The sequence below is a fragment of the Corynebacterium sp. HMSC059E07 genome, from assembly GCF_001814395.1.
Taxonomy (GTDB): domain Bacteria; phylum Actinomycetota; class Actinomycetes; order Mycobacteriales; family Mycobacteriaceae; genus Corynebacterium; species Corynebacterium hesseae.
Window position 1 is genome coordinate 15,548 of sequence record NZ_KV816308.1, and the last position, 26,758, is coordinate 42,305.

Below are 26,758 nucleotides of genomic sequence, written 5' to 3' on the forward strand. Positions count from 1 at the left end.
TCAGCATGCACCGCGCGCAACACGTTCAGAGTACTAGACTCCGCGGCGGGAGAAGAATTCGCCTCATCACGTTGTGCAAAGCGCCCGACACAACCTACGGAAAACCATTGCCGCACGCACCTTGCTCTGGTTTACTCGGGCCCATGCAGACAGTCGATACCCTCATCATCGGCGGTGGTGCGGCCGGCCTTCAGGCAGCGCTGGTCATGGTCCGCGCCCGCCGCAGCGTCCTCGTTGTTGATTCCTCCACCCCTCGCAACCGCTTCGCCCACGAAATCCACGGTGTCATCGCCCTCGAGGGCACGCCACCCCTTGAGTTCCAGGAGCGCGGCAAAGAGCAGCTGCGCAGCTACGGCGTAACAATCGCGAACGCCACCGTAGATTCCGTTACCGATAATGACCGCACGCTAACCGCCACGTTGAGCAACGGTGAGACCGTCGCGGCCCGCTCCATCATCGTCGCCAGCGGTGTGGACGACGTACACCCAGCCATCCCGGGCCTCGAAGAAAACTGGGGAAATACAGTCCTCCACTGCCCTTACTGCCACGGGTTCGAGGTGGCGGACAAGAAGCTCGGCGTTCTCTGCATCGGCGAGTTCTCCCTGCACCATGCGGCACTCCTGCGCCAGTGGTCAAAGGACATCACCTTCTTCACCAACGGCATGGAGCTCACCGAGGAGCAGCGCGCGGACCTGACTCAGCGGGGCATTGCGCTTGTCGACGGCCCCGTCACCTCCTTCCAAGATGGAAAGGTCCTGGTTGGAGACAGCGAACATGCCGTCGACGCCCTGTTCTACATGCCCGTCCCTCACCCGCACGATGAGTTCCTCACTGACCTCAACCTTGAGCGCCACAGCCCGCCGGCTGCGATGGGCGGAAGCCTCATCAAGGTGGGCCCAGCCGGTGCCACCAGCCACCCGCGCATCTGGGCCGTGGGCAACGTGGTTAACCCGCCGGCACAGGTGGCAGTGGCGATGGGCGAGGCCAACGCCGCAGCCATCGCGGTCAACGCGTTTCTCGTCGAGGATGATTGGACTTAAGTACGGTGGTGTGGCATGAAAGCCATCATTCAGACCAATCTGGAAGACCCACACTCACTGGAGTTGGGGGAAACCGATAAGCCACAGCTCCACGACGGCGAAGTCCTCGTTAAAGTCAAAGCCGCCGGCGTAAACCGCGCCGACCTGCTCCAAGCCCGCGGGCACTACCCGCCGCCGCCGGGCGCTTCGGAGATTATCGGCCTCGAAGTCGCAGGCGAAGTCGTCGATGCAGGCGACACCGACGTCGAGGTTGGCTCCAAGGTCGGCGCACTGCTGGCCGGCGGCGGCTATGCCGAGTACGTAGCCGTACCGCAAGGCCAGCTGCTGCCCATCCCCAGCGGCTATTCCTTTGCCGAGGCCGCATCCGTCATCGAGGTGGCCTGCACCGTGTGGTCCAACATCGCGATGGAGGCGAAACTAAACAAGGGCCAGACCATCCTCATCCACGGAGGCGCGGGCGGCATCGGTACCTTTGCCATCCAGGTGGCGAAAAACCTCGGCGCCACCGTCGCGGTAACGGCTGGCTCGGACGAAAAGCTCGAGACCTGCAAGGAACTCGGCGCGGACATCCTCATCAACTACAACGAGCAGGACTTCGCCGAGGAACTGAAGAACCAGTGCAATGTCATCCTCGACATCATGGGCGCGAAGTATCTCAAGAAGAACCTCATCGCGCTAGCTAAGGGCGGCCACATGGTCACCATTGGCATGCAGGGCGGAACAAAGGCCGAGCTCAACATGGGCATCCTCCTCAACAAGCGCCTGACGCTGCAGGGCACCACGCTGCGCTCCCGCTCGCTGGAGGGCAAGGCCGCCATCGTTGCGGATACCGTTAAGAACGTCTGGCCTTGGCTGGAGAACGGCAGCGTCAAGCACCATTTGCACGCTACCTACGCGCTTGCTCGCGCCTCCGAAGCCCACCAAGCCCTCGACTCCGGCGAGGTCACGGGCAAACTGGTCCTCGAGGTCTAAGCCAGGGACGCGACCACGCGGGTCAAGTGCTCAACGTCGTGGTACGTGCTAAACGGACTCAACGAGACCGTGACGGCACCGCCGACCTCTTCCACGCCCATCTCCGTGAGCAGCGGGGTGTGCGGGGCGATGGTAGTAACCAAGCCATTGTCGAAGAGCCGGCGGTGGATCACATCCGCAGGCACGTCGCGCACGGCGAAGGTCAGGCGCGGGAGGCGATCATCGGAGGCGTCGGCAGCCGCCTCCCCTGTCACGCCCAGGATGTGAACGGCCGGCAGCGTGCCCAACAAGCTATAGAGATCCCCCGTGAGATCCTCCATGTAACCCGCGAGGGCTTCCATCGAACGCGTCAGGCGCACGCGGCGCGAACCGCGCTCCCCGCCGGCAAGTTCCGCTAGATGATCCACCAAGGGTCCAACGCCGCCCGCCAAGCCCGCGGAGACCGGGCCCACGACAATCTCATCGAGGCGGCGGAACATCGCGGTATCGCGGAAGACCAGCGCCGCCATCTGCGGGCCACCCAGCGCGCCCACATCCACACCAAGAATGTCTGCCCCAATCGCATCAAAGTCGAGGAGACGGTAGGGGGCGATCGATGAGACGTCGACAAGCGCCCATGCGCGCGAACGCTCATGGACCGCATCAACTATGTCCGAGGCCGGCGTGACCGTGCCCAGCAGCTCGTGCGCGGCGGAAAAAGCGACGAATCGCGTCGATCCATCAACCAGATCGGCGTACTGGAAGGCTGGGAGCTCGCCCGTACCCAAATCCGGCTGCGCCCACCGAATATCAGCGCCCACGTGCTCAAACGCGCGTGTCATCTCCGGCGAATCAAAGCGGGAGAGCACCACCGAAGACTGGCGACGCAGCAGCGGGCGCAGTGCAACGCCCAAGGACTGGTAAAGCACCGGCAAGGACGGGCCCAGGATGACCCGTTCCGCCGTGGCACCCGTGAGATCCGCCACCGCCCGGCGCGCGGAGGCATACATGTCTGCCGCGTGGAGCTCCCCCGGATCGTTGTGCGCCGAGTGCGCACCCACGGCGTCCTCCAGCGGCTTCACCGTGGCGGACATGCGGAAAGAACGGGCAACGCCAGAGGCCACGCGCTCCGCAATCTGCGGCGCGGCATGCGCGTTCAGGTAGGTCCAACCATCGGACAGACCAGTGTAAAGACCTCGCACGCTGGCGACGTCATACTGTTCCGTCATGCTTCAACCCTTCCTTCCGATGCGGATGAACGCCCCCTACTCTATACGCCCCACCTGAATCTTTCCTAACCCTCGGTTTTCCCAGCTCGCCCGTGTTTTCCCAGGTTACGGGCGTGTGTGTAGGTGTTTGTGGGACGTGCGCGCTAGGGTGAAGGGCGTGCAAGACAAGAAAAACCTGCGTGACGACGTCGCCCGCATGACCTCCGCGCCTGCACCCGGCGAGGAGCCGGCCTCGCGTTCCATGACCATGTCGGCGGCCTTCGCCGATCTCCTGCAAGGCGCTCGCCAGCGCGAGCTGTGGTTCAAGCTGGGCATCCAAGACATTAAACAGCGCTACCGCCGCTCGGTGCTGGGTCCGTTCTGGATCACCATCGCAACCGGTGTCATGGCCGCGGCGCTTGGCCTGCTGTACTCCATGCTCTTCCAGATCCCCGTGGCGGAGTTCCTGCCCCACGTGACCGTGGGCCTGATTATGTGGAACTTCATTTCGGGCGCCATCAAAGAAGGCTCGACGGTCTTCATCGACAACGAGGGCCTAATCAAACAGCTGCCCGCGCCACTGTCGGTGCACGTCTACCGCTTGGTCTGGCGGCAAACCCTTTTCTTGGGTCACAACCTCATCATCTGGCTGTTGCTCATTCTTATCTTCCCGCGCCACCTAGGCTGGGAGTTCTTCCTGTTCATCCCGGCTCTAGGACTCTTCCTGGTCAACGGCGTGTGGGTCGCCATGTTCTTCGGCATCATTGCCACCCGCTTCCGTGACGTTGCCCCGCTGCTGGAGGCTCTAACCCAGCTGCTCTTCTACGTCACGCCTATCGTGTGGATGACCAACACCCTGAAGGATCAGGGAGGTGCCGTGGCCAGCCGCGCGCGCATCGCCGAGATCAACCCGCTGTATCACTACATGGAGATCATCCGCGCCCCCATGATCGGCGAGCCCGTCGCCGGCTACCACTGGCTCATCGTCATCGCCTGCACCGTCGCCGGCCTGCTCATCGCCGGCCTGGCCATGCGCCAGTGGCGCTTCCGCGTCTCCTACTGGGTCTAGAAAGGATCGTCCATGGTTTCCATTGATACGTATAACGCTTGCGTGGACTTTCCCATCTTTGATGCCAAGTCCCGCTCTCTCAAGAAGGCGATGCTCTCCACGGCCGGTGGCTCCATTGGCAAGAATGACCAGAACGTGGTCATGGTGGAAGCACTCAAGGACATCAACCTCCACCTGCGTGAGGGCGACCGCGTCGGCCTCGTCGGCCACAACGGCGCGGGCAAAACAACCTTGCTGCGCCTGCTCTCCGGTATCTACGAGCCCACTCGCGGCGCCGCCGACGTGCGCGGGCGCGTTGCCCCCGTCTTTGACCTCGGCGTGGGCATGGACCCGGAGGTTTCCGGTTACGACAACATCATCATCCGCGGCCTCTTCCTGGGCCAGACCATCAAGCAGATGAAGGCCAAGATGGATGAGATCGCGGAATTCTCTGAGCTGGGCGATTACCTCTCCATGCCGTTGCGCACCTATTCCACCGGTATGCGCGTGCGCCTAGCGCTGGGCGTGGTGACCTCCATTGAGCCGGAGATCCTGCTTCTCGACGAAGGCATCGGCGCCGTCGACGCCGCCTTCATGGCCAAAGCCCGCGTCCGCCTCCAAGACCTGGTGAAGCGCTCCGGCATCCTGGTCTTTGCCTCCCACTCCAATGACTTCCTGGCGCAGCTGTGCGATACCGCCCTGTGGATCGACCACGGCCAGATTCGCTCGGTGGGCGAGGTCTCCGAGGTCGTCGGCGAATACGAGGGCCCCGAGGTGGGCCAGTACGTGCGGGACTTGCGCAAGCGCTTCGACAACGAGGAGAACGCCTAGCCACGGCCTTTGTTGTCACTGCCATACTGCGCATCAATCATCCACGTTCCGCGCTGCCGGAAGGCCGGGATGGTACCCCGCGCCGCCTTATTGGCGGCCGCGGAACCAGAAACGCCATTAGCCTTTGCCCATTCCGATAGGCGAATCACCTTCGGCGCGGTCATGAGCGTTATGCGCTTGTGTAGGGACTCGATGAGTTGCCGCGCGATGAGCGTGCTCAGCGCAGAGAAGTCCCCACTAACTGGGTAGCCACGGAACACAGGGTAATAGTGGCGCTCTTTTCCCTTGTTCGGAATGATGATGGGCGGTGCCCCTAGCTCCAAGAGCTGTTGATTGATAATGACGCGCCCGATGCGCCCATTGCCGTCTGAAAAACGATGAATGGTTTCAAATTCCGCATGAAACCGCGCGATTCGGTCAACAAAGAAGCTAGTGTCCTCGTAGTATTCGGCAATGGCTGTGTCCACCAGCCTGTCCACGTATTCAGAGTTGGCTCCCATATGAGCGCCCACGCGAACCCACTCCCCCCTTCGACGAAAGCGTCCCGCCCAGTCGTCATTGATGCCGCGAAGCAATATGCCATGCAGTCGCAGAATGAGGTTTGCATCGAGCTTACCGACGCCCCGAATAAGTTCCTCAGTCACGTCCGCCAGGTTTTTGGCCTCAAAGACTTCCCGTAAATCGTGCGCTCTGGTGGTGAACCCCGCCAAGATGTTCTCGGTGTCCTCCAAAGTCAGCGTGGAATTCTCAATGGCGTTCGAGTTATACACCGACTCCGCTACCTCTGCGCGTGCTATCTCCGCAATGGCCCCGGAGTTGTCCTCCCGCAACGCTGCATATTGATCAAGAAGAGCGTCAATTTTTGAGGCGGTCCGCGCGTTAAGCATGCCAATATTATACAAGTATCCGTGAAAACGAGTCGATACTCTCCCATTTTCACGAATTATTCGTCATACTGCGTAGTTTGCTCCCAAAAGCTCGCGCAGTTCCTCACTCATCCCGGCCACAATCACTTCCGGCCCCGGCTGGTAATCTTCTTTGCTCAGCACGGCCTTGTTGCCTTCAATGGTGTAGCCCAGCTTGCGCGATACAGCCTGGGACGCCTCGTTCCCCGGCTCCCATTCTGAGCGCAACCGGCATGCCCCTAGGTAATCAAAACAGAAGACCGCAGCGGCATGGCGGACCTGCGTACCAATGCCGCGGCCCTGAAGGCGGTGGTAGATCCACGATCCGGTTACGACCTCATGGTTATCGGGAAAATTCTTTGCCCGCAGATCCACTGAGCCAATGACTTCACCATCAAGATGCACTCCGAAGTCGAGCGACCATTCTTCCGGGGACATCTGCGCGCGGTGCGCCCACCGGAAACCTGGATCAGGCTTCTGCTTCAACCACGGAAACGTGTAATCCGGTTGCGGCTCACCAAAAATCTCGGCGGCAGTGACTCCATGAATCGCGGCGATGTCGCTATCACGCAGCACGCGTAAGGTCAGCTCACCCACGTGGATGGAAACCCTAAAAGGAGCCCACATTTCTTCAACGCTTCTCGCAGTCATAAGGTCACTCTACTGTGCACTGACCCCAGCCATTGGGCCTATGCGCTGGAAAGATGCATACCCCTGTATGGGTGCAGCGCGATAGAAACTTTTTCTATTTGCTTCTTTTCCAATATCTATTCCAGTTAAAATAACCGCGAGCCTGAATCACAGGTACCATTCTCTCTTAACTCTAAGGAGCCCTATCATGAAGCGTTTCGCTGCTGGCGTTGTTGCCGCCGCTACCGCACTGTCCCTGTCCACCGGTGTTGCCTCTGCTGCACAGCCGGGCGAGTCTACTCTTGACGGCATCGTCAAGGAGGTTGTCTCCGGACCGCACTGGGAGTCTGCTAAGGCAAGCTCGAAGGCTACCGGCGGGAACGAGAACTCTTCCAAGGCTTCTGCCAATTTCTACCAGTCTTCCTACGAAAACGACAAGAAGCAGGAGTACAAGTACGGCACCACCGCAGACATCCTCTGGGGCGTTGGCATCGCCGCTGCCATCCTCGGCGCTGCTTACACCGCAGTTCAGAACGGCCTCATCCCGGGCGTTTCCCTTCCGTTCTAATCTGAACGTCTAAAGCTAATTGCTTTAACTCTTTAGCTCCAGCCCGTTATGGGCTGGAGCTTTTGCGTTCTTGAGCGCCCTCGGTTCATGCGAGCTTGGTGGCAAACATGTGACGCACGCGGCAATATCCAGATTTTGCTTCCCGCTCCTGTTCAATACGGTAGATTTACCCTCAATACTCTTGACTCATCTCTCAAGGAGCATTTCCATGAAGCGTTTCCCTGCCAGCGTTGTTGCTGCTGCTACCGCACTGTCCCTCTCCACCGCTGTTGCTTCCGCCACACCGGTATACGATCCTAATCTCGACAAGTACGCGGATCAGTACTTTTCCGAACCACACTGGGGCTCTGTCAGGGGCAGCTCTGATTCTCTGTCGAAGGAGAACTCATCAGATTCTTGGAGGGACTTCTACAAGTCTTCTTACAAGAATGACGTAGCACAGAAGTACAAGTACGGAACCACCGCTGACATCCTCTGGGGCGTCGGCATCACCGCAGCCGTCCTCGGCGCTGCTTACACCGCAGTTCAGAACGGCCTCATCCCGGGCGTTTCCCTTCCGTTCTAATCTGAACGCATCAAGCTTTTAGCTTTGAAGTTCTAGCTCCAGTCCTTATGCGAACTGGAGCTTTTCCATATCGCGTACTTTTAGCCTTCACTTCTTTATCATTTTCTTTACTTTCACTTTCTCTACCTTTCTTCCAAGGAGTACCTCCATGAAGCGTTTCACCGCCGCTGCCGTTGCTGCCACCACTGCACTGTCCCTGTCCATCGCCCCGGCTACTGCTGCTGAGAAGGGGTCTTCTGAGGTCTCCGAGGCCGAGGTCTTTGGCTACATTCTGAAGCAAGGGGCTAAGGAACTCGTCGGCGGTGACGGCTTCGCCTCCTCCGTGGATTACGGCATTGAGAAGGGCGCTGAAGCTATCAGCAGCAAGGGCAGCAGCGAGGGCAGCAGCTCCCCTGAAGAAATCAAGGAAGGACTTGAGACTGCCGGCTCCGCCAAGGACGTGGCCATGTCTTCCCTGAAGAATGACACCGCCAAGGAATACCCGGTGGGCACCACCGCTGAGATCCTCGTTGGCACCTCCATCGCCGCGATTGTGCTGGGCCTCATTGCTGGTGTTGTCAATGCTGTGAACTCCGGTCTCATCAAGATTCCGGGCTTCAACGCCTAAACCTCGGCCACCTCCATGTCACGCACCTGAGCGCCACATGCGGGTGGCACAATAGAACCCATGACTGCCACCCTGTCCCAGGCCGGAACAACGGCCGCTGTGATCGTCACCCACCAGCGCGTGGAGCTGCTGCGCGCCTCCCTTGAGCAGGTGGTGAACCAGACGCACTCGGTGCAATGGGTCATCGTGGTCGATAACGGTGCGGAAGCAGCAGTGGAGGAGCTCCTCCACGAACTGGCCGGTGAGCGCGGCGTCTACGTGCCTTCTGAAACCAATCTGGGCGGCGCCGGCGGCTTCGCGTTAGGCTTCCTGACAGCGCTGGCACTCGGCGCGGATGCGGTGTGGTGCGCGGATGATGACGGACGCCCCGCCGACCACCAGGTGCTAGAGGAGCTCTACCGTGTTGCGGAAAATAACGCACTCCACGAAGTCTCCCCCGCCGTGTGCAATATCAACGAGCCCGCCAAGCTGGCCTTCCCTCTGCGCCAGGGCCTGGTGTGGCGGCGCTACATGAGCGAGCTCGAAGGTGACTTCCTCCCTGGCATTGCCTCCCTCTTCAACGGCGCGCTCATCTCCGCAGAAGCCATGGAAATCATCGGTGTTCCGGACTACCGCCTGTTCATCCGCGGCGATGAAGTGGAGTACCACCGCCGCCTGGTCAACTCGGGCCTAAACTTCGGCACCGCGCTGACCACGAGTTACCTGCACCCGGATGGCTCCGATGAGTTCAAGCCCATCCTCGGCGGCAAAATGCACACGCAATACCCGGAGGGCGAGTTCAAGCGCTTCTTCACCTACCGCAACCGCGGCTACCTTCTGTGGCAGCGCGGCATGCGCAAGCTGCTGCCACAGGAATTCGCGCGTTTCGGCTGGTTCTTCATCGTGCAGCAGCATGACGTGAAGGGCCTTATGGAGTGGCTGCGCCTGCACAACCGCGGACGCAAGGAAGACTTCCGCCGGCCCTAAACCTCAAAGGACTTGCGCGTGCTGCGGAAGATCACCCACCGCTGCACAAAGAAGTTGATAAGCGTTGCCGTGCCCTGGGCAATCACGAAAGCGACCGCCAGCGCCCAGGACGAAGGCCAGTCCAGCGTGTGATCAAAGAAGGGGAAAGCCCAGCGATACAGCACAATGTTGATCGCATAGGTCATGGCGTAGGTGGCAAACACGGCAGCAAAGCGGCGCTTCGATGCCCGCGCGTTGAAGGTCCACCGCCGGTTCAATAAATAAGCCACGAAGGTGCCGGCGGCAAAGCCTACGGTCCGCGAGGCCACATCGCCGAACAGACCTAAACCAATTTGAAAGAGCCAGGTCAGGGAGACGTCGATAAGCGCGGCAATGGCTCCCGTGATTGCGAACTTCGCGCCCTGCGCCTGCAGGGAATTCGACCGTGAGAGGCGTTCGGCGCGACCAGCCATGGTTACTTTCCTTTGAAGATGAAGGCGCGTTGAATGGCGAAGTTGGTCACCGTGGCAACGCCTTGTGCGATGACGAAGGCGATGGTGTCCTTGACTGCGCCTTCAAAGCCCAAGCTGATCAGCGGGGCGTTGAGCACCCAATACAGGAAATTCTGTACTGCAAAGGTGGACAGGTACAGCAAGCCCACGGCACCGGCGGTGCGGCCGGAAACCTGGGCACCAAAAGTCCACCGGGCATTGGCCACATAGGCGGCGATGGTGCCGAAGACCCAGCCAATCGCCTTCGCCAGGGAGCGATGCAGACCCAAATAAGTAAGGAAGAGGGTCAGGCCATAATCAATCGCCGCGGTGAAAACACCAACGGACACGAAGCGCACGAGTTGGGTCTTCATGCTAGAGGTAGGTTCAGTCACGGCGAAATACTCTACCCGCGGATAAGGGCGCGGTAAATGTCCAGGCGGTCCACGGGCGCGACGGCATCTTCGCCATAGGCGCCGAGGGATGACAAAACCTTAAGCGACGCCGAGCACAGCTCCCGAATCGCCGAACCGCGTAATTCCTCACCGTCATCGTCGACCCAGCCCAGAGCGGCCATGGCGGTCTCTACGACGGAATCAGTCAACTCGCGCCCGCCCATGCAGGACAATGCCAGAGCCATGGACCAGAAAGCATCCTTGCCCTCATTCGTCACCTCGCGCGGCAAGGTGCGCAGCTGGCGGAACGCCTGAGCATCAATGCTTACATCCCGCTTCAGATCCAGTGCTTGGAGGAGCGGAACGAAGTCGTAGAGACGGGTTCTCTCAATCAGCGCGCGGACGGGACTAATGACAAGATCCAACACCTCATCGATGGTTTCCTGGCCCGTGAGCTCCGCATTCACGGCGGTGAGATCAAAGGGGGTCTGGAAAGAACCGGAACCGCCCACGCACAGGACTTCCGGCGTCCCGCTATCGCGCGGGTAGGTCTCCACCACAACGATTTCGAAGTCCCACAGCCCCCAGGCGTAATCGACCTGCTCGCCTTCGCGGCTCAAGAATTCGCGCACGGTGTGGCTCGGATCGATGCGCTGGCCGCGGGCATCTGTGTGCTCGAAGAAGTGCCACGGTGAATCCTCTTGTGGCAGCCCGAAGCAGATTTCAAGAATGTGGTGGAGCTCTTCCAACGTGAGCGCATCAGAGAAACCGATCTGGCGGTGTACCTCGGCTTCTGCGCGAACATTGGATACCTGGCACAGGAGGGTTTCACCACGATTGGCGCGGACCTGCGCCAAATCTGTGACCTGTGAGCTCATGTGCCCCACCATACGCATTTTTAGTTACGCGCGGTGAGCTCGCGTGCTTCAAGCTCGCTAAGGATGAGGACGATGGCAGCACTAATTCCGCCCCATACCGTCCAGGGTTTTGCCGCCCCACGGCGGCGAATAAACCGGACCACGCTTTGCTCAGTCTTCACGGTGATCCATCCACCAAGCACCAGAATGGCGAAGGCAACCGGGATGGCCCACACGGGAACGTCGGGGGTCTCCGGCTCTGGGCGGTCCTCGTGGCTCTCTGCATTAGTGATAGCCACGAGCGCGCCGAATCCGAGGAAGGACAGCATATAGGCGAAAACAAGCGCAGTCTTATTCTTGATCCAATCAGGGAACGCGGTCATGATCCCCACGGCCACGGCTTGGGTGATGCGTCCGGCAAGGGTGTCATCCAGCGCATAATTGTCTTGCTTGGGAGAAGTCATACCGCCCCACTTTAGGCGGGCGGTAGGCTACCGTGCATGTACTCCTCCAAAAAAGAGCACCTCACCCCGGCCCAGCGAGCAGCGCAAGATGAGCGCGCCGAGGAAGACAAGCGCCGCGGCCACTATCTGGCCACCGAACACACCTCGCTGCCGCTCAATGGTTTCATGACGCGGCTCATCGCTGAGGAACTCCCCATCCTCGATTCCGTCTCAAGGGCAAGAGTCTACGAGATCCTCCGTGAGTATGACGGCCCGGAGATTACCTCCCAGGAAGAGCTGCCGGAAGAGATCCGCGAGATTATGGATCTGTACTAATTCCGAACTAAAACCACATAACCGGACAGTACAAATGTTCCGTTTACTTGGCTTTTGTACCTAATCTCACGTTTTCACTCACGCCACAGGCACTGTCACCTAGGTAGGGTAGAGAACCGACCCATCACATCGAATCAAAGAGTAAGAGATGGAACTGCATACTACTGAGAAGTCCCTCCACGGTTGGGGCCGCACGGCGGCGACAACCGCCCACGTTTTGTCCACCCCAGACGTCGACGTCATCAAGACTGCCGTCGCCCAGGTGGCTGAGGACAACGCTGATAAACCCGCCCACCTGCGCCGTGGCGTCATCGCCCGCGGTATGGGCCGTTCCTACGGTGACCCCGCGCAAAACGCCGGTGGCCTCGTCATCGACATGCAACCCCTCAACAAGATCCACTCCATCGATCCGGAGTCGGGCATTGTCGACGTCGACGGTGGCGTCACCCTTGACCAGCTCATGAAGGCCGCTCTGCCCTACGGCCTGTGGGTTCCTGTCCTGCCGGGTACCCGCCAGGTCACCATCGGCGGCGCTATCGGCCCGGACATCCACGGCAAGAACCACCACTCCGCCGGTTCCTTTGGTAACCACGTCACCTCCATGGAGCTGCTCGTCGCCGACGGCCGCGTACTACATCTGAGCCCAGAGGGCTCAGATGAGGATCCAGAAGGAGATCTTTTCTGGGCCACCGTCGGCGGCATGGGCCTGACCGGCATCATCCTGCGCGCGCAGATCAAGATGACCAAGACGGAAACCGCCTACTTCATCGCGGATACCGACCGCACCGATAACCTCGATGAGACCGTGGCCTTCCACTCCGATGGCTCGGAGCACAACTACACGTATTCCTCCGCGTGGTTCGACGTCATCTCCCCGGAGCCGAAGCTGGGCCGCTCCACCATTTCGCGCGGCTCTTTGGCCACCTTGGAGCAGCTCGAGGAGCTCGCCCCGAAGCTGGCGAAGGACCCGCTGAAGTTCAATGCCCCGCAGCTGATGACGGTTCCGGATATCTTCCCGAACTTCACCATGAACAAGCTCTCGCTCATGGCTATCGGCGAGGCCTACTACCTCATGGGCGCCCCGGCGCGTAACCAGGTCAAGAACCTCACGCAGTTCTACCAGCCGCTGGATCTCATCGGCGAGTGGAACCGTGGCTACGGTTCCAACGGCTTCCTGCAGTACCAGTTCGTGGTGCCGACCGACGCCGTCGAGCCCTTCAAGGAGATCATCCGGGACATGCAGCGCTCCGGCCACTACTCCGCGCTCAACGTGTTCAAGCTCTTCGGCCCCGGAAACAAGGCCCCGCTGTCCTACCCGATGCCAGGCTGGAATGTCTGCGTGGACTTCCCCATCAAGCCGGGCCTGGGCGCCTTCCTCGACGATCTGGATAAGCGCGTCATGGAATTCGGCGGCCGCCTCTACCTGGCCAAGGAGTCCCGCACCTCGGCGGAGAACTTCCACAAGATGTACCCGGGCCTCGAGGGCTGGCTCAAGACCCGCAACGACATCGACCCGACCGGCGTCTTCGCTTCCGATATGTCCCGCCGCCTCGAGCTGCACTAGAAAGGAATCACCTCATGCTGAATGCAGTAGGCCAAGCACAACACATCCTCCTTCTCGGCGGCACCTCCGAAATCGGCCTGGGCATCGTCGAAGAATTCCTCGAGCGCGGCCCGGCCAAGGTCACCCTCGCGGCACGCGCCAACTCCCCGCGTATCGCGGATGCCCGCGCGACCATCGAGTCCCGCGGCGGCGACGTCGAGGTCATCGACTTTGACGCGACTGACTTCGAGGGCCACGGGGACGTCGTCAAGCGCGCCTTTGAGCGCGGCGATGTCGACGTCGCCATCATCGCCTTCGGCACCCTCGGTGACCAGGAAGAACTGTGGCAGGACCAGGCCAAGGCGGTCGCCTCCGCCCAGACCAACTACACCGCACCGGTCTCCCTCGGCGTCTTGCTCGGCCAGAAGTTCAAGGAGCAGGGCCACGGCACCATCGTGGCGATCTCCTCCGTCGCCGGCATGCGCGTGCGCCGCTCCAACTTCGTCTACGGCGCCTCTAAGGCCGGCGTGGACGGCTTCTTCATCAACCTCGGTGAGGCCCTGCGCGGCTCCGGCGCCAACGTGCTCGTGGTCCGCCCGGGCCAGGTCCGCACCAAGATGTCGGCGGAAGCCGGCGAAGCGCCACTGACCGTCAACGTATCCGACGTGGCCAAGGCCACTGTCAAGGCGGTCCTGGACGGCAAGCAGTCCATCTTCGTGCACCCGCTGTTTGAGTACGTGTCCTTGGGATTCAAGTTCATCCCGCAGGCGATCTTCCGGAAGCTGCCTTTCTAAAGTTCCGCTATGTCCACGGCGTGTGGGAAACTACTTACATGACTGAGTCTCCCACCATGTCGTCTCCCGCCGTGTCCCCCACCATGGAATATGACGTCGACCGCCTATCGCGTCGCGCCACCCTCGTGGGTATCGCCGCCGCCGCTCTAGGTGGCGGCCTTGTCACGCTTCTTGGCTTCTTTGCCTTTAAGACGGTCTCCCTCCCGGCGTTCAGTACGTCGATGGTGACCCGTGCGCTGAGCACCGCGGGAACTGCGCTCACCGTTCTCCTGGTGGGCGCTCTGTGCGTGTGGTGGGTTATTGGTGCCTCGCCGCGGCCCCGCTGGCGGACGTGGCTCACCACCGCCCTGTGCTACATCTCCCCAGCGCTACTCACGCTAACTAGTATCGGCCTGCCTCTTTCGGCCTCGCGCCTCTGGCTCGACGGCGTCCAGGTCGATCAGGTGTTCCGCACCCAGTTCCTCACCCGCGTCACGGAAGCCAGCTCCTATGCGGACATGAACTACGAGGGCCTGCCCACCTTCTACCCGCTGGGCTGGTTCTGGTTGGGCGGCCGGCTGGCCAACATCCTCAACATGCCCGGCTGGGAGGTCTACCAACCCTGGAGCCTCATCTCCCTGGCTGTGGCCGGGTGCATCCTGGTTCCGCTGTGGCAGCGGCTTGCCGGTTCCCTACCTGTGGCCACCGCCATTGCCTTGACCACCACAGCGGTGACCCTGACCATCGGCGCTGAAGAACCGTATTCCGCGGTCATCGCAATGGGCGTACCAGCGGTAGCTGTCCTGTGTTCACACGCCTTCTACGGCTCCTCGTGGTTCTCCGCCGCCGCAATCGCCATCTACCTCGGAATCTCCGCCTGCTTCTACACGCTGTACACGGGAGCCGTGGCGCTTACCATCGTCAGCCTCATTGCACTCGTCACGTGCGTGGGCGACCGTACGTGGACTCCCCTCGTGCGCCTCGCCGCCATCGCGGCCGGATCCCTCGCCATCGCCGCGATTGCTTGGGCACCGTATCTGCACGCCGTCCTGCACGCCACCGCCCCGCTAGAATCCACCGCGCAGCACTACCTGCCGGAGGAGGGCACCCAAATCCCGGCGCCCTTCCTCTCTTTGTCCGTCATCGGCGCCCTCAGCCTTATTGGCCTGATCTACCTCATCTTGCGCGTCGATGAGCCCGAAATCCGAGCTATGGGCACCGCGCTCGTCGGTACCTACCTGTGGACTTTAGCTTCCATGGTCATGACTCTTGCCGGCAGCACGCTGCTGGGCTTCCGCCTGGAGCTGATGGTCGCGGTGCTCTTCGCCACGGCGGGCATTCTCGCGCTGGCCGACGTCCGCCTCATGGGCCTGCCCACCCTCTACCCGGCGGGCATTACTGAGACCACCAGCAAGCGCGTGACCCTGGTCTTTGCCATCATCATGGGGCTGGGCGGTATTTACTATGCGCAGCAGATCCCCGCGACGAACGTGACCGCCTTGGATCACGCTTATACCGATACCGACGGCTACGGGGAGCGCGCGGACCGCTACACCAGCGATTCTTCCGCTAATTACGGAAAGATCCGTGAGTTCATCGACGCCCAGGGCTACGCGGCCGACGACACCGTCGTCCTCACGGACGAAAAGCTCTTCATGGCCTATAACCCCTACTACGGGTTTAACGCCTTCACCAGCAACTATGCCAACCCGTTGGGAGAGTTCAGCACCCGTAACCTGCAGATTGAAGAGTGGGCTTCCAATTCCTGGGACCAGACTCCGAAGGAATTCTCGCATTCCCTCGAGTCTTCACCGTGGCGCGGCCCAGACGTGCTCATCTTCCGCGGTGATATCGAAGAACCCGGGGATGGCTACAAGACGCACTTGGCAGAAGACATTTACCCCAATCAGCCCAACGTGCGCTACCGCGCGGTGTTCTTCAACCCGGAGGTCTTTGAAGAAGGCTGGACCACTAAACAAATTGGCCCCTTCGTCGTCGCGGCCAGATCTTAATAAGCCATGGCGGTGACGTAGACTGATCGCCGTGTCAGATCGGAATACCTCTTCACTGCGAGCACCGCAGTCTCTGCGGCTCACCGCCATCATCGCTGGATTCATCGGTTTCCTGTGCTTTGTGGCCACGCCGCTGCTGCCGGTGAACCAAACCCAATCTTCCTTCGATTGGCCCCAGCAGGAGTCCCTGCAGTCCATCAACGCCCCGCTCATCTCGGTGGCGCCGGAGGAGATCGATGCAGAGATCCCTCTGAAGGCCGTCGATAAGCTGCGCGATGGCCAGGACCTGCTTTACGGCACCGTGCCCCCAGAGTCCAAGAAGGCCTCCAACCGCGGCATGTTTGTCCGCGCCGGCGAGGATGGTCTCTCGGTGACCAGCCTCGATGAGGTCATTTTCTCTCTCACGGCCGAGCAGGTGGCGAAGCTGCCTGAGGACTCCACGCTCCGCATCCAATCCACCGGTGACGGCACCACCGTCTCCTTGGGCAAGCACAAAGAGACCTCCGAGGAGGATCTCCGCCCTCAGGTCACCGGCGTCTACACCGAAATCGACGACACTCCGGAGAACCTCGCCGAGCTTGGCGACGACCTCCGCATCCACGTGGAGATCAACTCCCGCTTCACCTCCTCCCCGACACCGCTCAAGCTCATCGCCATGTGGCTGGGCCTGGCCATGGTGGTCATCAGCCTGGTCTGCCTGTGGCGAATCGACCGCCTCGATGGCAAACGCCTCGGCTTCATGCCCGAAACCTGGAAGCAGATCCGCCCGCTCGATGGCGTCGTGGCGGCTGTTCTCGGCTGGTGGTACATCTTCGGTGCTAATACCTCCGACGATGGCTTCATCCTCACCATGGGACGCGTTTCCGATCACGCGACCTATATGGCGAACTACTACCGCTGGTACGGCGTCCCCGAGGCCCCGTTCGGCGCGCCGTACTACGACCTCGTGGCATGGCTGGCGCAATTCTCCAGCGCGTCTATCATCGTGCGCCTGCCTGCGCTTATCTCAGCGCTCATCATCTGGTTTATCTTGTCGCGCGAGATGCTTCCGCGCTTCGGCGCTCGCGTCAACGAGCGCCGCCTGGCGCACTGGACCGCCGCGTTCATGTTCCTGGCTTTCTGGCTGCCCTATAACAACGGCATCCGCCCCGAGCCCATCGTGGCCCTCGGCGTCATGCTGACGTGGGCCTCTTTCGAGCGCGCCATCTCCACCCAGCGCCTCCTTCCGGCGGCGGTGGGCACCATCATCGCCACCATCACCCTGGCCGCTGGCCCCACCGGCCTCACCGCGGTGGGCATCTTCCTGGTCTGCCTGCCCGCCCTGTTCCGCATCATGGGCAAGCGCGCTCCCCAGATCGGCTGGACAGCTCTCATCGCCCCGTTCCTTGCCTGCGGCACCGCTGTCATGGTCGCTGCCTTCGGGGACCAAACGCTAGCGTCGGTCCTCGAATCCACTCGCGTGCGTTCCGCGGTCGGCCCGTCCCTGCCGTGGTACTCGGAGTTCGTGCGCTACTCCACGCTCTTCGAGCCCTCCGTGGACGGCTCCCTGACGCGCCGCTTTGCAATGTTCACCATGCTCTTCTGCTTGGCGCTCATCATCTATGCCTTCATCAAGGACCACCGCGTCGTCGGTGCGGAGGCAGATCCCACCAAGCGCCTGCTGGCCATCATGGCGCTCTCGGCCTTCTTCCTCATGTTCACGCCGACGAAGTGGACGCACCACTTCGGCATTTACGCCGGTGTCGCCGGTGTCATCGCCGCGCTCGGCTCGGTGGTCCTTTCCCAGATTGCCATGCGCTCCCCGCGTGCCCGGACCTTCTCCATCGCCGCGGTGATCTTCCTCCTGGCCATCTCCCTGGGCGGCTGGAACGCCTGGTGGTACGTGTCCTCCTTCGGCATCCCGTGGTGGGATCGCACCGTGCAGTTCAAGGGCATCGAGGCCAACACCGTGGTGCTGGCCATCGCCATGGTGGTCCTGGCGATTGGCCTCTACCAGTCCCTGGTTCACAGCTATCGCAAGAACAAGGCCGAAACCGCCGGCACCCTCGAGGAGTTCGAGGCCGCCAATGCCGCCAAGGTCTCGCGCTGGGCGGGTGTCATGTCCGCACCGATTGCGGCGGCCTGCATTATCATCGTGGCCTTCTCGTGTGCCTCCTTTGCCAAGGGCTACGTGGCCCAGGCGGATTCCTACTCCGTGGGCAAGGGCAACCTGGCTTCCCTGCGCGGCGATACCTGCTCGCTGGCGGATTCCACCATGATGGAGACCAACACCAACGAATCCTTCCTCACGCCAGTCGAGGGCGAATTCCAAGACTCGCTCGTTGACAAGAAGGAGGACAACTTCGGTTTCGGCCCCAATATGATCAAGGAAGATATTGAGCCGGAGAACCTCAACTCGGCGTCGGTAGGCGCAATTGCCAACACCACCGGTGAGGACTCGGCGACGTCCAATGAACAGAAGGATCTCACCGAATCCGAGGAAAAGGCAACCGAGGTCACCGACTCCTCCGCCGGCGGCGTGCGCGGAACCCTGGGTGTCAACGGCTCCGAGATGCACCTGCCGTTCAACTTGGATTACCGGAAGGTCCCGGTCATGGGCTCCTACGATGAATCGCAGCGCTCGACCGCCACCATCACCACGCAGTGGTATAACTTGCCGGAACCTGGCGAAAACACCCCCGTCCTCTCGGTCGCTGCCGCCGGCAAGATTTACCACCACGACGTCAACGGAGTGGAGCAGGAGGGCACCGAGCTCACCCTGGAGTACGGAACGCTCAAGGACGGCAAGGTCACCAACAAGGGTGAGGCCGAGCTTTCCGACGTCGGCGCGACCCCCAAATGGCGCAACCTCCGCATTGCTCTAGACGAGCTCCCCGACGAAGCCAACGTTGTGCGCCTCGTCGCGGTAGACGATTCCACCGATGAAGACGATTGGATGGCGTTTACCCCGCCGCGCGTCCCGGAGCTTGCCACCATCAACTCCCAGTTCGATTCCTCTACCCCGGCACTCCTCGACTGGTCCGTGGCCCTGCAGTTCCCCTGCCAGCGCACCTTCGACCACTACGCCGGCGTGACCGAGATCCCGCAGTTCCGCATTCTTCCCGACGCCGCCGCACAAACCTCCCTCACGGACTTCCAGTCCTTCTCCGGTGGTGGTGCGCTGGCAACTGCGGAGGCAGTGAACTACTCCTATGAGATCCCGAGCTACCTCAACAACGATTGGGCGCGCGACTGGGGCTCCATTGAAAAGTATGAGCTGCGCACCAACTCCCGCGGCGAGGCCCCGCTCGAGGCGGATATCGACCAAGAAATTATCCAGCGCTCCGGCCTGTGGAAGAACTCCGAAATGAAGATTCGCCCCGAGGGCGAACAGTAGAACTACAGGAACTCGGCCGAATCTTTAATGCGCTGCCGCGCCACGGCCGGGGTCGAAATACGGTGCATGGACACGTACTCCGCGGTCTGTGCACCGGGGATCTCCACGCGCTCAGCAATCTCATCCTGCGCCGCGGTCTGGACCAAGATGTCGGAATATGCCGCTGGCAGCGCCGCCTCGTCGAGGACGTAGTCACCACGGATCTCCTCCGGCAGCTTGGCCAGCGCGCCAAAGTCGGGGAAGGTGAGGAGGAGGGCGTCGGCAGGCACCAGCGCTGCGAGCGCCCCACCGGAGGAATATCCCCACACCGTCACGCGGTTGGCCCCATGGTCGCGCGCATAATCGACGGCCGCCTGAACCGACTGAACCATCTCCGCCACGGTGTGCTCCGGCGCCAACGGATAATCGACATCAATGATCGTCGTGCCCGACAACTGCGCTGCGGCAGCAACTTCGGGCCGCCATTGCATTTCTAGCGCCTTGCCGTCACCGCGCCACCAGCCGCCGGAGTGCAGCGACACCGCCCAGCGGCCATTCGGCTCGGACGGCCTAAAAATCGCTCCAACCTCAGAGTCTTCAACGCTCACGCCTTCCGTAAAAACGGTGCCGGGCAGCGAGTGATCCACCGCGGATCCCAGCACCATCATGGAGGCCTGCACGATGCGGTCCGGCAGCAGCGCGCAGTAGCGGTCCGCCTCCGGCGAACCTCCACCGGCCCACGGCGGGCGGAAATCCGGCAGCGGGTAGTGCACCTCCATGTAGGAGGAGAGCTGCTCGAGCTGTTGTTCTGGACTTAGCTGGCGATCCTGGCCGCCGATATTCCACTCACTCATGGCCCCCAAGGGTACTACCAGATGGTGACGCGCTCCTCTGGGACAAGACCACCCTCGACATCAAAAGCCTCGTAGAATTCGTCGATGTTCTCGGCGATGATGTTGCAGCGGAACTCCGCCGGCGAGTGCGGGTCAATGGCCAGGTACTGCGTGGCCATCTCCGGACGAATAGCAGTGCGCCACACGCGCGCCCACGCCAGGAAGAAGCGCTGCAGACCGGTGTACTCGTGCTCTGCCAATTCCGGCTCAGCACCCTCGGCCTCAAACGGCGCTACCTGGCCGTTGATGTCCAGGCCCTTGTCGGCGCAGTAATTCTTGTAGGCCACCACAGCAATACCCAGTCCACCGAGGTCACCGATGTTCTCACCCAGGGTGAAGCTACCGTTGACACCCGCGGAATCGGTGCCCTCCAGCACCTTCGGCACCTGGCCGTGGAACTGGTCCACCAGCTTCGCAGTCAACTTCTCGAAGGCCGCGCGGTCCTCATCCGTCCACCAGGAGTTGAGGTTGCCCTGGCCGTCGTACTGCGAGCCCTGATCATCAAAACCGTGGCCAATCTCGTGGCCAATCACCGCGCCGATGGCACCGAAGTTCTCCGCCGCGTCCGCGTCCGGGTTGTAGAAGGGCGGGCGCAGAATCGCCGCCGGGAAGGTGATGTCATTGACTACTGGGTTGTAGAAGGCATTAACCGTCTGCGGGGTTGCGAACCACTCGTCGCGGTCGGCCGGCTTGCCAATCTTGGCCAGCTCATAATCGTGGCTCCACGCACTGCCTGCGCGCACATTGGGCACCAGGTCCGCACCCTTCGGAGAAAACTCCAAGTCGGAGTAGTCACGCCAGGTGTCCGGATAACCGATCTTGGCCTTGAACTGCGAGAGCTTCTCCAGCGCACGCTCACGAGTGGCCGGGGTCATCCACTCCAGCTGCGAAATCCTCTCGCGGTATGCGGAGGTAAGGTATTCCACCAGCTCATCCATCTCGGACTTCGAGGACGGCGGGAAGTGCTTGTCCACGAAAACCTTGCCAATCTCCTGGCCCACCATATTCTCTGCCAGGCCCACGGCGCGCTTCCATCGGTCACGCTGCTCGGTAGCGCCAGAAAGCTTGGTTCCGTAGAACTCGAAATTCTTCTTACCGATCTCCTCAGTGAGGTACGGCGCGCGCGACAACAAAATGTGCCACGTGGCCCACAGCTGCCAATCCGCCATGCGGCCGGCGGTAAACAGGCCCTCCAGGTGCTCAAAATACGACGGCATCATGGCCACCGCGCGGTGCTCCGGCAGTCCCCCACCGTTCAGGATGGCGCGGGTGATGCTGGGCAGCTTGGCGACGTCCACCGGGTTATACGTCTTCACCGCATCGCGCGAGGCCACCACATCCCAATGCCCTGCAGCAATTTCCTTCTCCAGATTCACGATGCGCGTAGCGGCCGCTTCCGCGCCCAGCCCGAAGAGGCGAGCCGGATCCAGGAATCCAAGCATCGCTGCGACGTGCTTCTCGTAGGCCTCAAGCGTCTCCGCGTGGGCTTCCTCGCGGTAATAAGCCTCATCTGGAAGGCCCAGGCCGGACTGGATAATGTAGGCCACCGCCTCCTCGGAGCCGGAGTCCTTTTCTACCCAGAAGGTAACCGGGGCGCCGACGCCCTCGCGCTCCAGCACGCCCAGGTTGTGCGCCAGCTCTTCCGGGTCCGCCGCCACCAGCTTGTCCAAATCTTCGGCCAAAGGCGCCGTTCCCGCAGCGTTCACTCCCTCAACGTCCATGTGGGAGGAATACACGATCCCCGGACGGCCTTCGTCTTCCTTAACGATGTCGTGGACGAGTTCCTCGGCTTCGTCGCGAAGCGCGTGAAAAGTCCCGTCAACACCGCGGTCATCGGGAATAACGTGGGACTCAATCCAGGGGCCATTAACAAACTGATACAGATCCTTCATGCACTTCACTCTATGTCAGATGTACCCATTAGTGTGGTGTGCATGACTTCTTATCGTTTCCCGCCAGCGAAGATGACGGGGCCGTTTTTCGCTGTGCTTGGGGTGACCCTCCTCGTGCTCGGCACGCCCGCCGTCCTCAGCTTGGCGCTGCCGGACCACGATCCTGAAACCGAGCCTGTTGTCCTCGACGATCCTGAGTGGCGTCAGCCTATCGACGGCGTCGAATGCAGCGTGAACTACGATTCCGTGGCCAACCAGGCGTGGGATTGCGGCGATACCTTGGTCGAGGCCTACCTCACCTCTGATGTCGACGATGACGAGCTGGCCCTGCGCCGAGCTGTGCGCGCCACGACCTTCGGGTCGATGCCGAAAGAAGAAGTAGAAAACCAAGACGGCATCCTCGTACTGCGAACGTATACATACATCCCGGTCGTTGCCTTTAGCGTGGCCAAGGACGATCTCAACTACGAGCTCGTCTTTTCAGACGGAAACCCAGAAGAAATCGCCGATCAGTTTATGGAGGCCTTCAAGTGAGCAAGATCTTCCGCGTGGCGCTGTGGGTCATCATTGGCGTGTGCCTACCGGCAGCTCTGATCAATCTGCTGGGTTCCTTTATCGTTGCCCCGCTGCCGGGCCTAATAAGCCTGCTGATCGGCTTTGCTTTCTTGGCGCTGGGGCTGTATCTGTGGCATCTCAGCCCAATGTGGGCGCGACCTGCCAAGGGATGGGCCACAGCCAGCGTGCTGTGGGGAGCCGGCACCGCGGTGTCTTTGGCTCTCCTCTCCGCGCTTCCGTTCACCTCCCTCACCAAGGGCGTGGGATGGGAAGAATCCATGATGTCATGGTCCGGAGCTTATCCGGAGGAGTTCGCCAAGGCGCTGGGCGTGGTTTTTGTGTTACTCAGTTTCCGCCAGCTCAACCGCCCTTGGCATGGTTTCATCGTCGGCGCGCTTGTGGGCTGGGGTTTCGAGGTCTTTGAGAACGTCCTCTACGCCTCTCTCGGCGCCGTCATGCACCCGACGTCTGATTGGATTGGCATGCTGCAGATGTGGGGGCTCCGCCTTGTGGCGGGCCCAGGCCTACACATGTCACTGACGGCCATCGCAGGCTTTGGCATCGGCTGGGCCATTTACGCCGCCCACAAAACCTGGTGGTGGCGCCTCGGAGTGGGCGTAGGCGCGCTTTTTGTTTCCTTCTGTCTCCACTTCGCGTGGAACTACATGTGGGATGAGACATGGCAGCTGGTCACGCAGTACATCGTGGTCGCGCTCATCCTCTACCCCATCGTCATCACCCTGGAGCTTCGCGCCCACCGCCTAGCCAAGGCGGACGATACCTACTCGCACTCGCCCGGCTCAGCCAGCCTACGCTGAATTAGTCAAACTGCCCCTGCAGGACAGCCACGGCGTCAAGCGGAGTTACGTGATAGGAAATGGGGTTCTGGTTTGCGCCGGCCATGAGGGCGTGGGCGCAGGAGTGGCCCGCTCCCATCATGTGGCCGAGCTCGTGAGCGATGGTTCCCTGAAGCGCCTCTGGGTACTGAGCGGTGGCCGCCTTGATGAAGAGCATCCCGTGGTCCGGGTAGGCCGTACCCTGGACGTAACCATTCGGCTCCGGCTTATAGATGATGGCGATGGTGTCATCATCGGCCTCGGACGGCGCTACTTCCTTCAGAGAAGCCTTGCCGTCGAGAGCATCGTTCCACTCAGCTACCGCGGCATCGAGCTGCTCGCGGTAGGGGAAGTTATCCGCCACCTTGTACTTGAGCACGCCGCTCTTGAAGTAGGAAGGAACGGAATCAGCATCGTGCAGAATCGACGGATCCGGAACCGGCTTTCCTTCGTTTGCCAACTTGGTGATGGAGGTGCATGTAGCAGGGGAAATGAGCGAACGAGTTTGGTCGCTCTTCGCCGAAGCCGACGGGGCAACGGTCAAAGCAACAACAGCAATGGCCGCGATGGACAGGGCCTTACGCATAGGGAAATACCTTTCGGGTTAGTAACCGCTTATTTGGTAGCCGAGAATATATTAATTTCTCAGTTTCCACAAAGGTAAAACTTAGCTAAACCCGTGGCCAATCAGCACACGTGCGATGAACTAGGCACAGCGCGCTTCAGCTCCGCACACGCCCTATCGCGCAGGTCCTGAGGGGGCGTCGGCAAGCTCGGCGCTTGCGGCTGTACCTCCACCGCGCCGAGCACATCTGCGGTGAGATCCGCGGGAGATCCATAGGTATTTGCCGCCACACTATATCCAGGACCGAAAGAAGCGCTCGCATGCACCTGCCGGTCATCCGACCACCCAAATTTCGTTCCGATAATGCCCGGAATCCGCGCGGTGCCGAAGTCCTGACGATATCCGTCGGATGCCGTAGGCGCTGCCGTCGCCATACCTTTCATGAGCGGTGCAGCAACTGGGTCACCAGATATCACCCCAATAAAGCGAGCGAGATCCTCCGTCGACGTCGTGGTATTGCCCCAGTAACCGTTGTGATGGGCCTCCCCCAAGCGGTATTCCCCGATGATGGAAGGTATGGCCTGCGGGTACTTCCGCTCCAAGTCGCTGGCGGTGCCATCCTCAGAGAAGCGAACCATGTTTTCCACCCGCGCTTTATCCTCCGGCGCGCCATATTTCAGGACCCACATTCCTAGGTACAGCTTCGCGAGGGATAGCGCAGGACGAGACTCGTGGCCATTTCCAGTGGAAACCGAGTTTCCGTCGGCATAGCGCACGGTCATTTGAGTGCGTGGCGGAACCTTCCCAGGATCAAACGTCAGGGCCTGGGCGGATGGCGCAGCGACGGTCGCTAGCGCAAGACCAGCAATAAGGGAGCGGAGTTTAAGCACTTGTATAGATTAACTCAAGCCACAGCTTCAACAGGCTTGATTGGAACAACGCTGCCCAAGGGATTCAGCGCACCCTCTTCCCCACACTAGGGTTCGAACATTCATTTTATTAGCTTCTTACCCAACAAGCCCCTCCCAACGAAGCTCAAAGCGGCGGCACGCTGGATAAAAACAACATCAGTAGGCACATTCTCCTCTCTAATCACAACTTTCCGCCAGGATATAGACTTTCCAAACGGCACAGAATAAACTCATTTTTCGAAAAGGGATTCGGACAGCGGGGGTTCGGTCCTTCTCAATATCTCTAACAAAAGAGGGGATTGAATTGTCTTCCGCTACAGAAGCCGTTGTTTCCTATTTTTCTCATTCCAATCCGAACGACCCGGTCTGCATGAAAGGTAAAGCCATACGCCAAGCAGACTACGAGTTTTGGTCTAGCATCCTTCCCGCCTTGGACGAGGACTCAGATACAGCGTGCATGCGCCTTGGGCTAAAGACCGGCAAAACGGCCGGGACGGTTGCTCGCATAATCATGGGGATGTACCGACTGAAAGAGCTACCCCAGCTCAAAGCCCTGCAAGATGCAGATTTTTTGCTTGATTTACCTGCCTTGATTGCCATCGACCAGGTCATGGCTAAACTCGGCCAACCTTCCACTGAGGTAGTGGCCGCCATTGATGCTGCGTTGGCCCGGTGGCTTACACCTACGAAGCCAAATCAGGTATTTCCCACCACGTCGCAGATTCGTCGCCGCATGCGTGACCTTGTCAAGGTCCATGACGACTCCATCGCAGTGGAGGATAAACGCACAAAGAATCGATATTCCATTCTCACCCGCGACCAACGCGCCACCATAGAACTAGAGGTGGATAGCAGCGTTGGAATCATCATCCATGAGGCCATTAAGGCAGCTGCTGAAAAGCATGAGGTCTCAATGGCAGAAGCACTAATCCTTCTAACGACTGGGAAAGTAGAACCAGAAGCTGCCCGAGTAGTGCTCCATACTTATCAAGCGAGTGATGTCGAAGACGCGCCAGTATATGTTGAAGGGCACGGCTGGCAGGTGGAGAATATCCCAGCACAAGCTGTAACGAAAAGGGACTTGAGTACCAAGCCGGAAGCCACTAATGGCTACGGACCAGCCACGTTGGTTCGCAAATATGTTGAAGGGCGCGATGGCACCTGCCGTGCAGCTGGCTGCGGAATGCCGGCGTGGCTGTGTCAGTTAGACCACCGCATTAACTACGCCGATGGTGGGCCAACGCATCCGGACAACATGGTGGCGTTGTGCCAGCATCACCACAACATGAAGACCGATGGGCGGGCGTTCTATTTTTTGGACCCCGATACCGGGGATGTGGTCTGGCTCTTTGAGGATGGAACCTGGGCAATCACGGAACCTTCCGGGCCACTAGCACCAAAGAACAAACGCTGGGCGCGAAGCGTTGCGCAAGATATTGAAGGTTACCGCGCTAGGAAGCACCGGGAAGCTCAGGAGCTGAAAGCCGAGCTAGACCAAGAACAGCAAACAAACACAAATAAGAAGACCGCTTATGGCAAGGGAGATGAAGAAATCCCCTTCTAGATAACTAGGTTCGTCGCTTAAAACAACGAACCACATTGG

General features: G+C 60.6%; 27 protein-coding genes. 16 read left to right on the forward strand and 11 right to left on the reverse strand.

Annotated features, from left to right (window positions below; all coding sequences use genetic code 11):
* The first annotated feature begins 143 nt into the window (after positions 1 to 143).
* On the forward strand, positions 144 to 1,040 hold the full coding sequence (locus tag HMPREF2967_RS06555) for an NAD(P)/FAD-dependent oxidoreductase (protein ID WP_070561650.1): 897 nt from the start codon (positions 144 to 146) through the stop codon (positions 1,038 to 1,040).
* Positions 1,041 to 1,055: 15 nt separating this feature from the next.
* On the forward strand, positions 1,056 to 2,012 hold the full coding sequence (locus tag HMPREF2967_RS06560; RefSeq protein ID WP_070685633.1) for an NAD(P)H-quinone oxidoreductase: 957 nt from the start codon (positions 1,056 to 1,058) through the stop codon (positions 2,010 to 2,012).
* On the opposite strand, the gene HMPREF2967_RS06565 is transcribed toward HMPREF2967_RS06560, so the two are convergent.
* Positions 2,009 to 3,220: an aminotransferase class V-fold PLP-dependent enzyme gene (locus HMPREF2967_RS06565; protein WP_070520243.1), complete on the reverse strand. Its 1,212-nt coding sequence runs from the start codon at positions 3,218 to 3,220 to the stop codon at positions 2,009 to 2,011. The two genes, HMPREF2967_RS06560 and HMPREF2967_RS06565, sit on opposite strands and share 4 nt — an antisense overlap.
* Positions 3,221 to 3,416: 196 nt before the next feature.
* On the opposite strand from HMPREF2967_RS06565, the gene HMPREF2967_RS06570 reads away from it, so the two are divergent.
* Both HMPREF2967_RS06570 and HMPREF2967_RS06575 read left to right on the forward strand, forming a co-directional pair.
* Positions 3,417 to 4,268, forward strand: a complete 852-nt coding sequence (locus tag HMPREF2967_RS06570; RefSeq protein ID WP_070533525.1) for a galactan export ABC transporter permease subunit Wzm/RfbD — start codon at positions 3,417 to 3,419, stop codon at positions 4,266 to 4,268.
* Between the two features lie 12 nt (positions 4,269 to 4,280).
* Positions 4,281 to 5,078, forward strand: a complete 798-nt coding sequence (locus tag HMPREF2967_RS06575) for a galactan export ABC transporter ATP-binding subunit Wzt/RfbE (RefSeq protein WP_070561654.1) — start codon at positions 4,281 to 4,283, stop codon at positions 5,076 to 5,078.
* Here the strand turns inward: HMPREF2967_RS06575 and HMPREF2967_RS06580 are convergent.
* Positions 5,075 to 5,965: a Fic family protein gene (locus HMPREF2967_RS06580; protein WP_070685635.1), complete on the reverse strand. Its 891-nt coding sequence runs from the start codon at positions 5,963 to 5,965 to the stop codon at positions 5,075 to 5,077. The two genes, HMPREF2967_RS06575 and HMPREF2967_RS06580, sit on opposite strands and share 4 nt — an antisense overlap.
* 63 nt (positions 5,966 to 6,028) lie before the next feature.
* Complete coding sequence (locus tag HMPREF2967_RS06585) at positions 6,029 to 6,634, reverse strand: GNAT family N-acetyltransferase (RefSeq protein WP_070685638.1); 606 nt, start codon at positions 6,632 to 6,634, stop codon at positions 6,029 to 6,031.
* Between the two features lie 187 nt (positions 6,635 to 6,821).
* On the opposite strand from HMPREF2967_RS06585, the gene HMPREF2967_RS06590 reads away from it, so the two are divergent.
* The 4 genes from HMPREF2967_RS06590 (at position 6,822) to HMPREF2967_RS06605 (ending at position 9,319) form a co-directional block, all read left to right on the forward strand.
* On the forward strand, positions 6,822 to 7,181 hold the full coding sequence (locus HMPREF2967_RS06590; protein ID WP_070685640.1) for a hypothetical protein: 360 nt from the start codon (positions 6,822 to 6,824) through the stop codon (positions 7,179 to 7,181).
* A 208-nt stretch (positions 7,182 to 7,389) separates the two neighbouring features.
* Positions 7,390 to 7,746: a hypothetical protein gene (locus HMPREF2967_RS06595; protein ID WP_070685646.1), complete on the forward strand. Its 357-nt coding sequence runs from the start codon at positions 7,390 to 7,392 to the stop codon at positions 7,744 to 7,746.
* A 148-nt stretch (positions 7,747 to 7,894) separates the two neighbouring features.
* Entirely contained in the window at positions 7,895 to 8,353 is a 459-nt protein-coding gene (locus tag HMPREF2967_RS06600) for a hypothetical protein (protein ID WP_070596277.1), read from the forward strand.
* A 60-nt stretch (positions 8,354 to 8,413) separates the two neighbouring features.
* Positions 8,414 to 9,319, forward strand: a complete 906-nt coding sequence (locus tag HMPREF2967_RS06605) for a galactofuranosyltransferase GlfT1 (protein ID WP_070685648.1) — start codon at positions 8,414 to 8,416, stop codon at positions 9,317 to 9,319.
* Here HMPREF2967_RS06605 and HMPREF2967_RS06610 read toward each other — a convergent pair.
* Genes HMPREF2967_RS06610 through HMPREF2967_RS06625 form a run of 4 tightly spaced genes read right to left on the reverse strand, consistent with a single transcriptional unit; the run spans position 9,316 to position 11,505 of the window.
* Positions 9,316 to 9,771, reverse strand: coding sequence for a GtrA family protein (locus HMPREF2967_RS06610; protein ID WP_070596272.1), 456 nt, complete (start codon positions 9,769 to 9,771; stop codon positions 9,316 to 9,318). The genes HMPREF2967_RS06605 and HMPREF2967_RS06610 overlap by 4 nt on opposite strands.
* A gap of 2 nt (positions 9,772 to 9,773) precedes the next feature.
* A complete protein-coding gene (locus tag HMPREF2967_RS06615) occupies positions 9,774 to 10,163 on the reverse strand; it encodes a GtrA family protein (RefSeq protein WP_070520260.1) in 390 nt (129 codons plus the stop codon).
* A gap of 32 nt (positions 10,164 to 10,195) precedes the next feature.
* Positions 10,196 to 11,062 (reverse strand): plasmid pRiA4b ORF-3 family protein, encoded by an 867-nt coding sequence (locus HMPREF2967_RS06620; protein ID WP_070685733.1) that lies wholly within the window; start codon positions 11,060 to 11,062, stop codon positions 10,196 to 10,198.
* Positions 11,063 to 11,082: 20 nt separating this feature from the next.
* On the reverse strand, positions 11,083 to 11,505 hold the full coding sequence (locus HMPREF2967_RS06625; protein WP_070685651.1) for a hypothetical protein: 423 nt from the start codon (positions 11,503 to 11,505) through the stop codon (positions 11,083 to 11,085).
* A 36-nt stretch (positions 11,506 to 11,541) separates the two neighbouring features.
* Between HMPREF2967_RS06625 and HMPREF2967_RS06630 the strand changes: the two genes are divergently transcribed.
* From HMPREF2967_RS06630 to HMPREF2967_RS06650, 5 genes are all read left to right on the forward strand, one after another.
* The gene (locus tag HMPREF2967_RS06630; protein ID WP_070685654.1) at positions 11,542 to 11,820 is read left to right on the forward strand and encodes a hypothetical protein; all 279 of its coding nucleotides are present in this window, start codon (positions 11,542 to 11,544) and stop codon (positions 11,818 to 11,820) included.
* Positions 11,821 to 11,968: 148 nt separating this feature from the next.
* A complete protein-coding gene (locus HMPREF2967_RS06635) occupies positions 11,969 to 13,384 on the forward strand; it encodes a decaprenylphosphoryl-beta-D-ribose oxidase (RefSeq protein ID WP_070685658.1) in 1,416 nt (471 codons plus the stop codon).
* A gap of 14 nt (positions 13,385 to 13,398) precedes the next feature.
* Positions 13,399 to 14,157, forward strand: a complete 759-nt coding sequence (locus tag HMPREF2967_RS06640) for a decaprenylphospho-beta-D-erythro-pentofuranosid-2-ulose 2-reductase (protein WP_070533449.1) — start codon at positions 13,399 to 13,401, stop codon at positions 14,155 to 14,157.
* A gap of 38 nt (positions 14,158 to 14,195) precedes the next feature.
* Positions 14,196 to 16,148 carry a galactan 5-O-arabinofuranosyltransferase gene (locus tag HMPREF2967_RS06645; protein WP_070685661.1) on the forward strand — a complete coding sequence of 651 codons (1,953 nt, stop codon included), beginning with the start codon at positions 14,196 to 14,198 and terminating at the stop codon, positions 16,146 to 16,148.
* A gap of 31 nt (positions 16,149 to 16,179) precedes the next feature.
* Positions 16,180 to 19,524 carry an arabinosyltransferase domain-containing protein gene (locus tag HMPREF2967_RS06650; RefSeq protein WP_070685664.1) on the forward strand — a complete coding sequence of 1,115 codons (3,345 nt, stop codon included), beginning with the start codon at positions 16,180 to 16,182 and terminating at the stop codon, positions 19,522 to 19,524.
* A gap of 2 nt (positions 19,525 to 19,526) precedes the next feature.
* On the opposite strand, the gene HMPREF2967_RS06655 is transcribed toward HMPREF2967_RS06650, so the two are convergent.
* On the reverse strand, positions 19,527 to 20,357 hold the full coding sequence (locus HMPREF2967_RS06655) for an alpha/beta hydrolase (protein WP_070685667.1): 831 nt from the start codon (positions 20,355 to 20,357) through the stop codon (positions 19,527 to 19,529).
* A gap of 14 nt (positions 20,358 to 20,371) precedes the next feature.
* Complete coding sequence (locus HMPREF2967_RS06660; RefSeq protein WP_070685671.1) at positions 20,372 to 22,288, reverse strand: M13 family metallopeptidase; 1,917 nt, start codon at positions 22,286 to 22,288, stop codon at positions 20,372 to 20,374.
* Between the two features lie 42 nt (positions 22,289 to 22,330).
* On the opposite strand from HMPREF2967_RS06660, the gene HMPREF2967_RS06665 reads away from it, so the two are divergent.
* A complete protein-coding gene (locus HMPREF2967_RS06665) occupies positions 22,331 to 22,822 on the forward strand; it encodes a hypothetical protein (protein WP_070520291.1) in 492 nt (163 codons plus the stop codon).
* Complete coding sequence (locus HMPREF2967_RS06670) at positions 22,819 to 23,661, forward strand: PrsW family intramembrane metalloprotease (RefSeq protein ID WP_070685673.1); 843 nt, start codon at positions 22,819 to 22,821, stop codon at positions 23,659 to 23,661. Before HMPREF2967_RS06665 ends, HMPREF2967_RS06670 begins: the two co-directional genes overlap by 4 nt.
* Before the next feature lies 1 nt (position 23,662).
* On the opposite strand, the gene HMPREF2967_RS06675 is transcribed toward HMPREF2967_RS06670, so the two are convergent.
* A complete protein-coding gene (locus HMPREF2967_RS06675; protein ID WP_070685676.1) occupies positions 23,663 to 24,265 on the reverse strand; it encodes a zinc metalloprotease in 603 nt (200 codons plus the stop codon).
* Positions 24,266 to 24,366: 101 nt separating this feature from the next.
* The gene (locus tag HMPREF2967_RS06680; protein WP_232770714.1) at positions 24,367 to 25,134 is read right to left on the reverse strand and encodes a hypothetical protein; all 768 of its coding nucleotides are present in this window, start codon (positions 25,132 to 25,134) and stop codon (positions 24,367 to 24,369) included.
* 325 nt (positions 25,135 to 25,459) lie between these two features.
* On the opposite strand from HMPREF2967_RS06680, the gene HMPREF2967_RS06685 reads away from it, so the two are divergent.
* The gene (locus HMPREF2967_RS06685; RefSeq protein ID WP_198531026.1) at positions 25,460 to 26,719 is read left to right on the forward strand and encodes an HNH endonuclease signature motif containing protein; all 1,260 of its coding nucleotides are present in this window, start codon (positions 25,460 to 25,462) and stop codon (positions 26,717 to 26,719) included.
* Positions 26,720 to 26,758 lie beyond the last annotated feature (39 nt).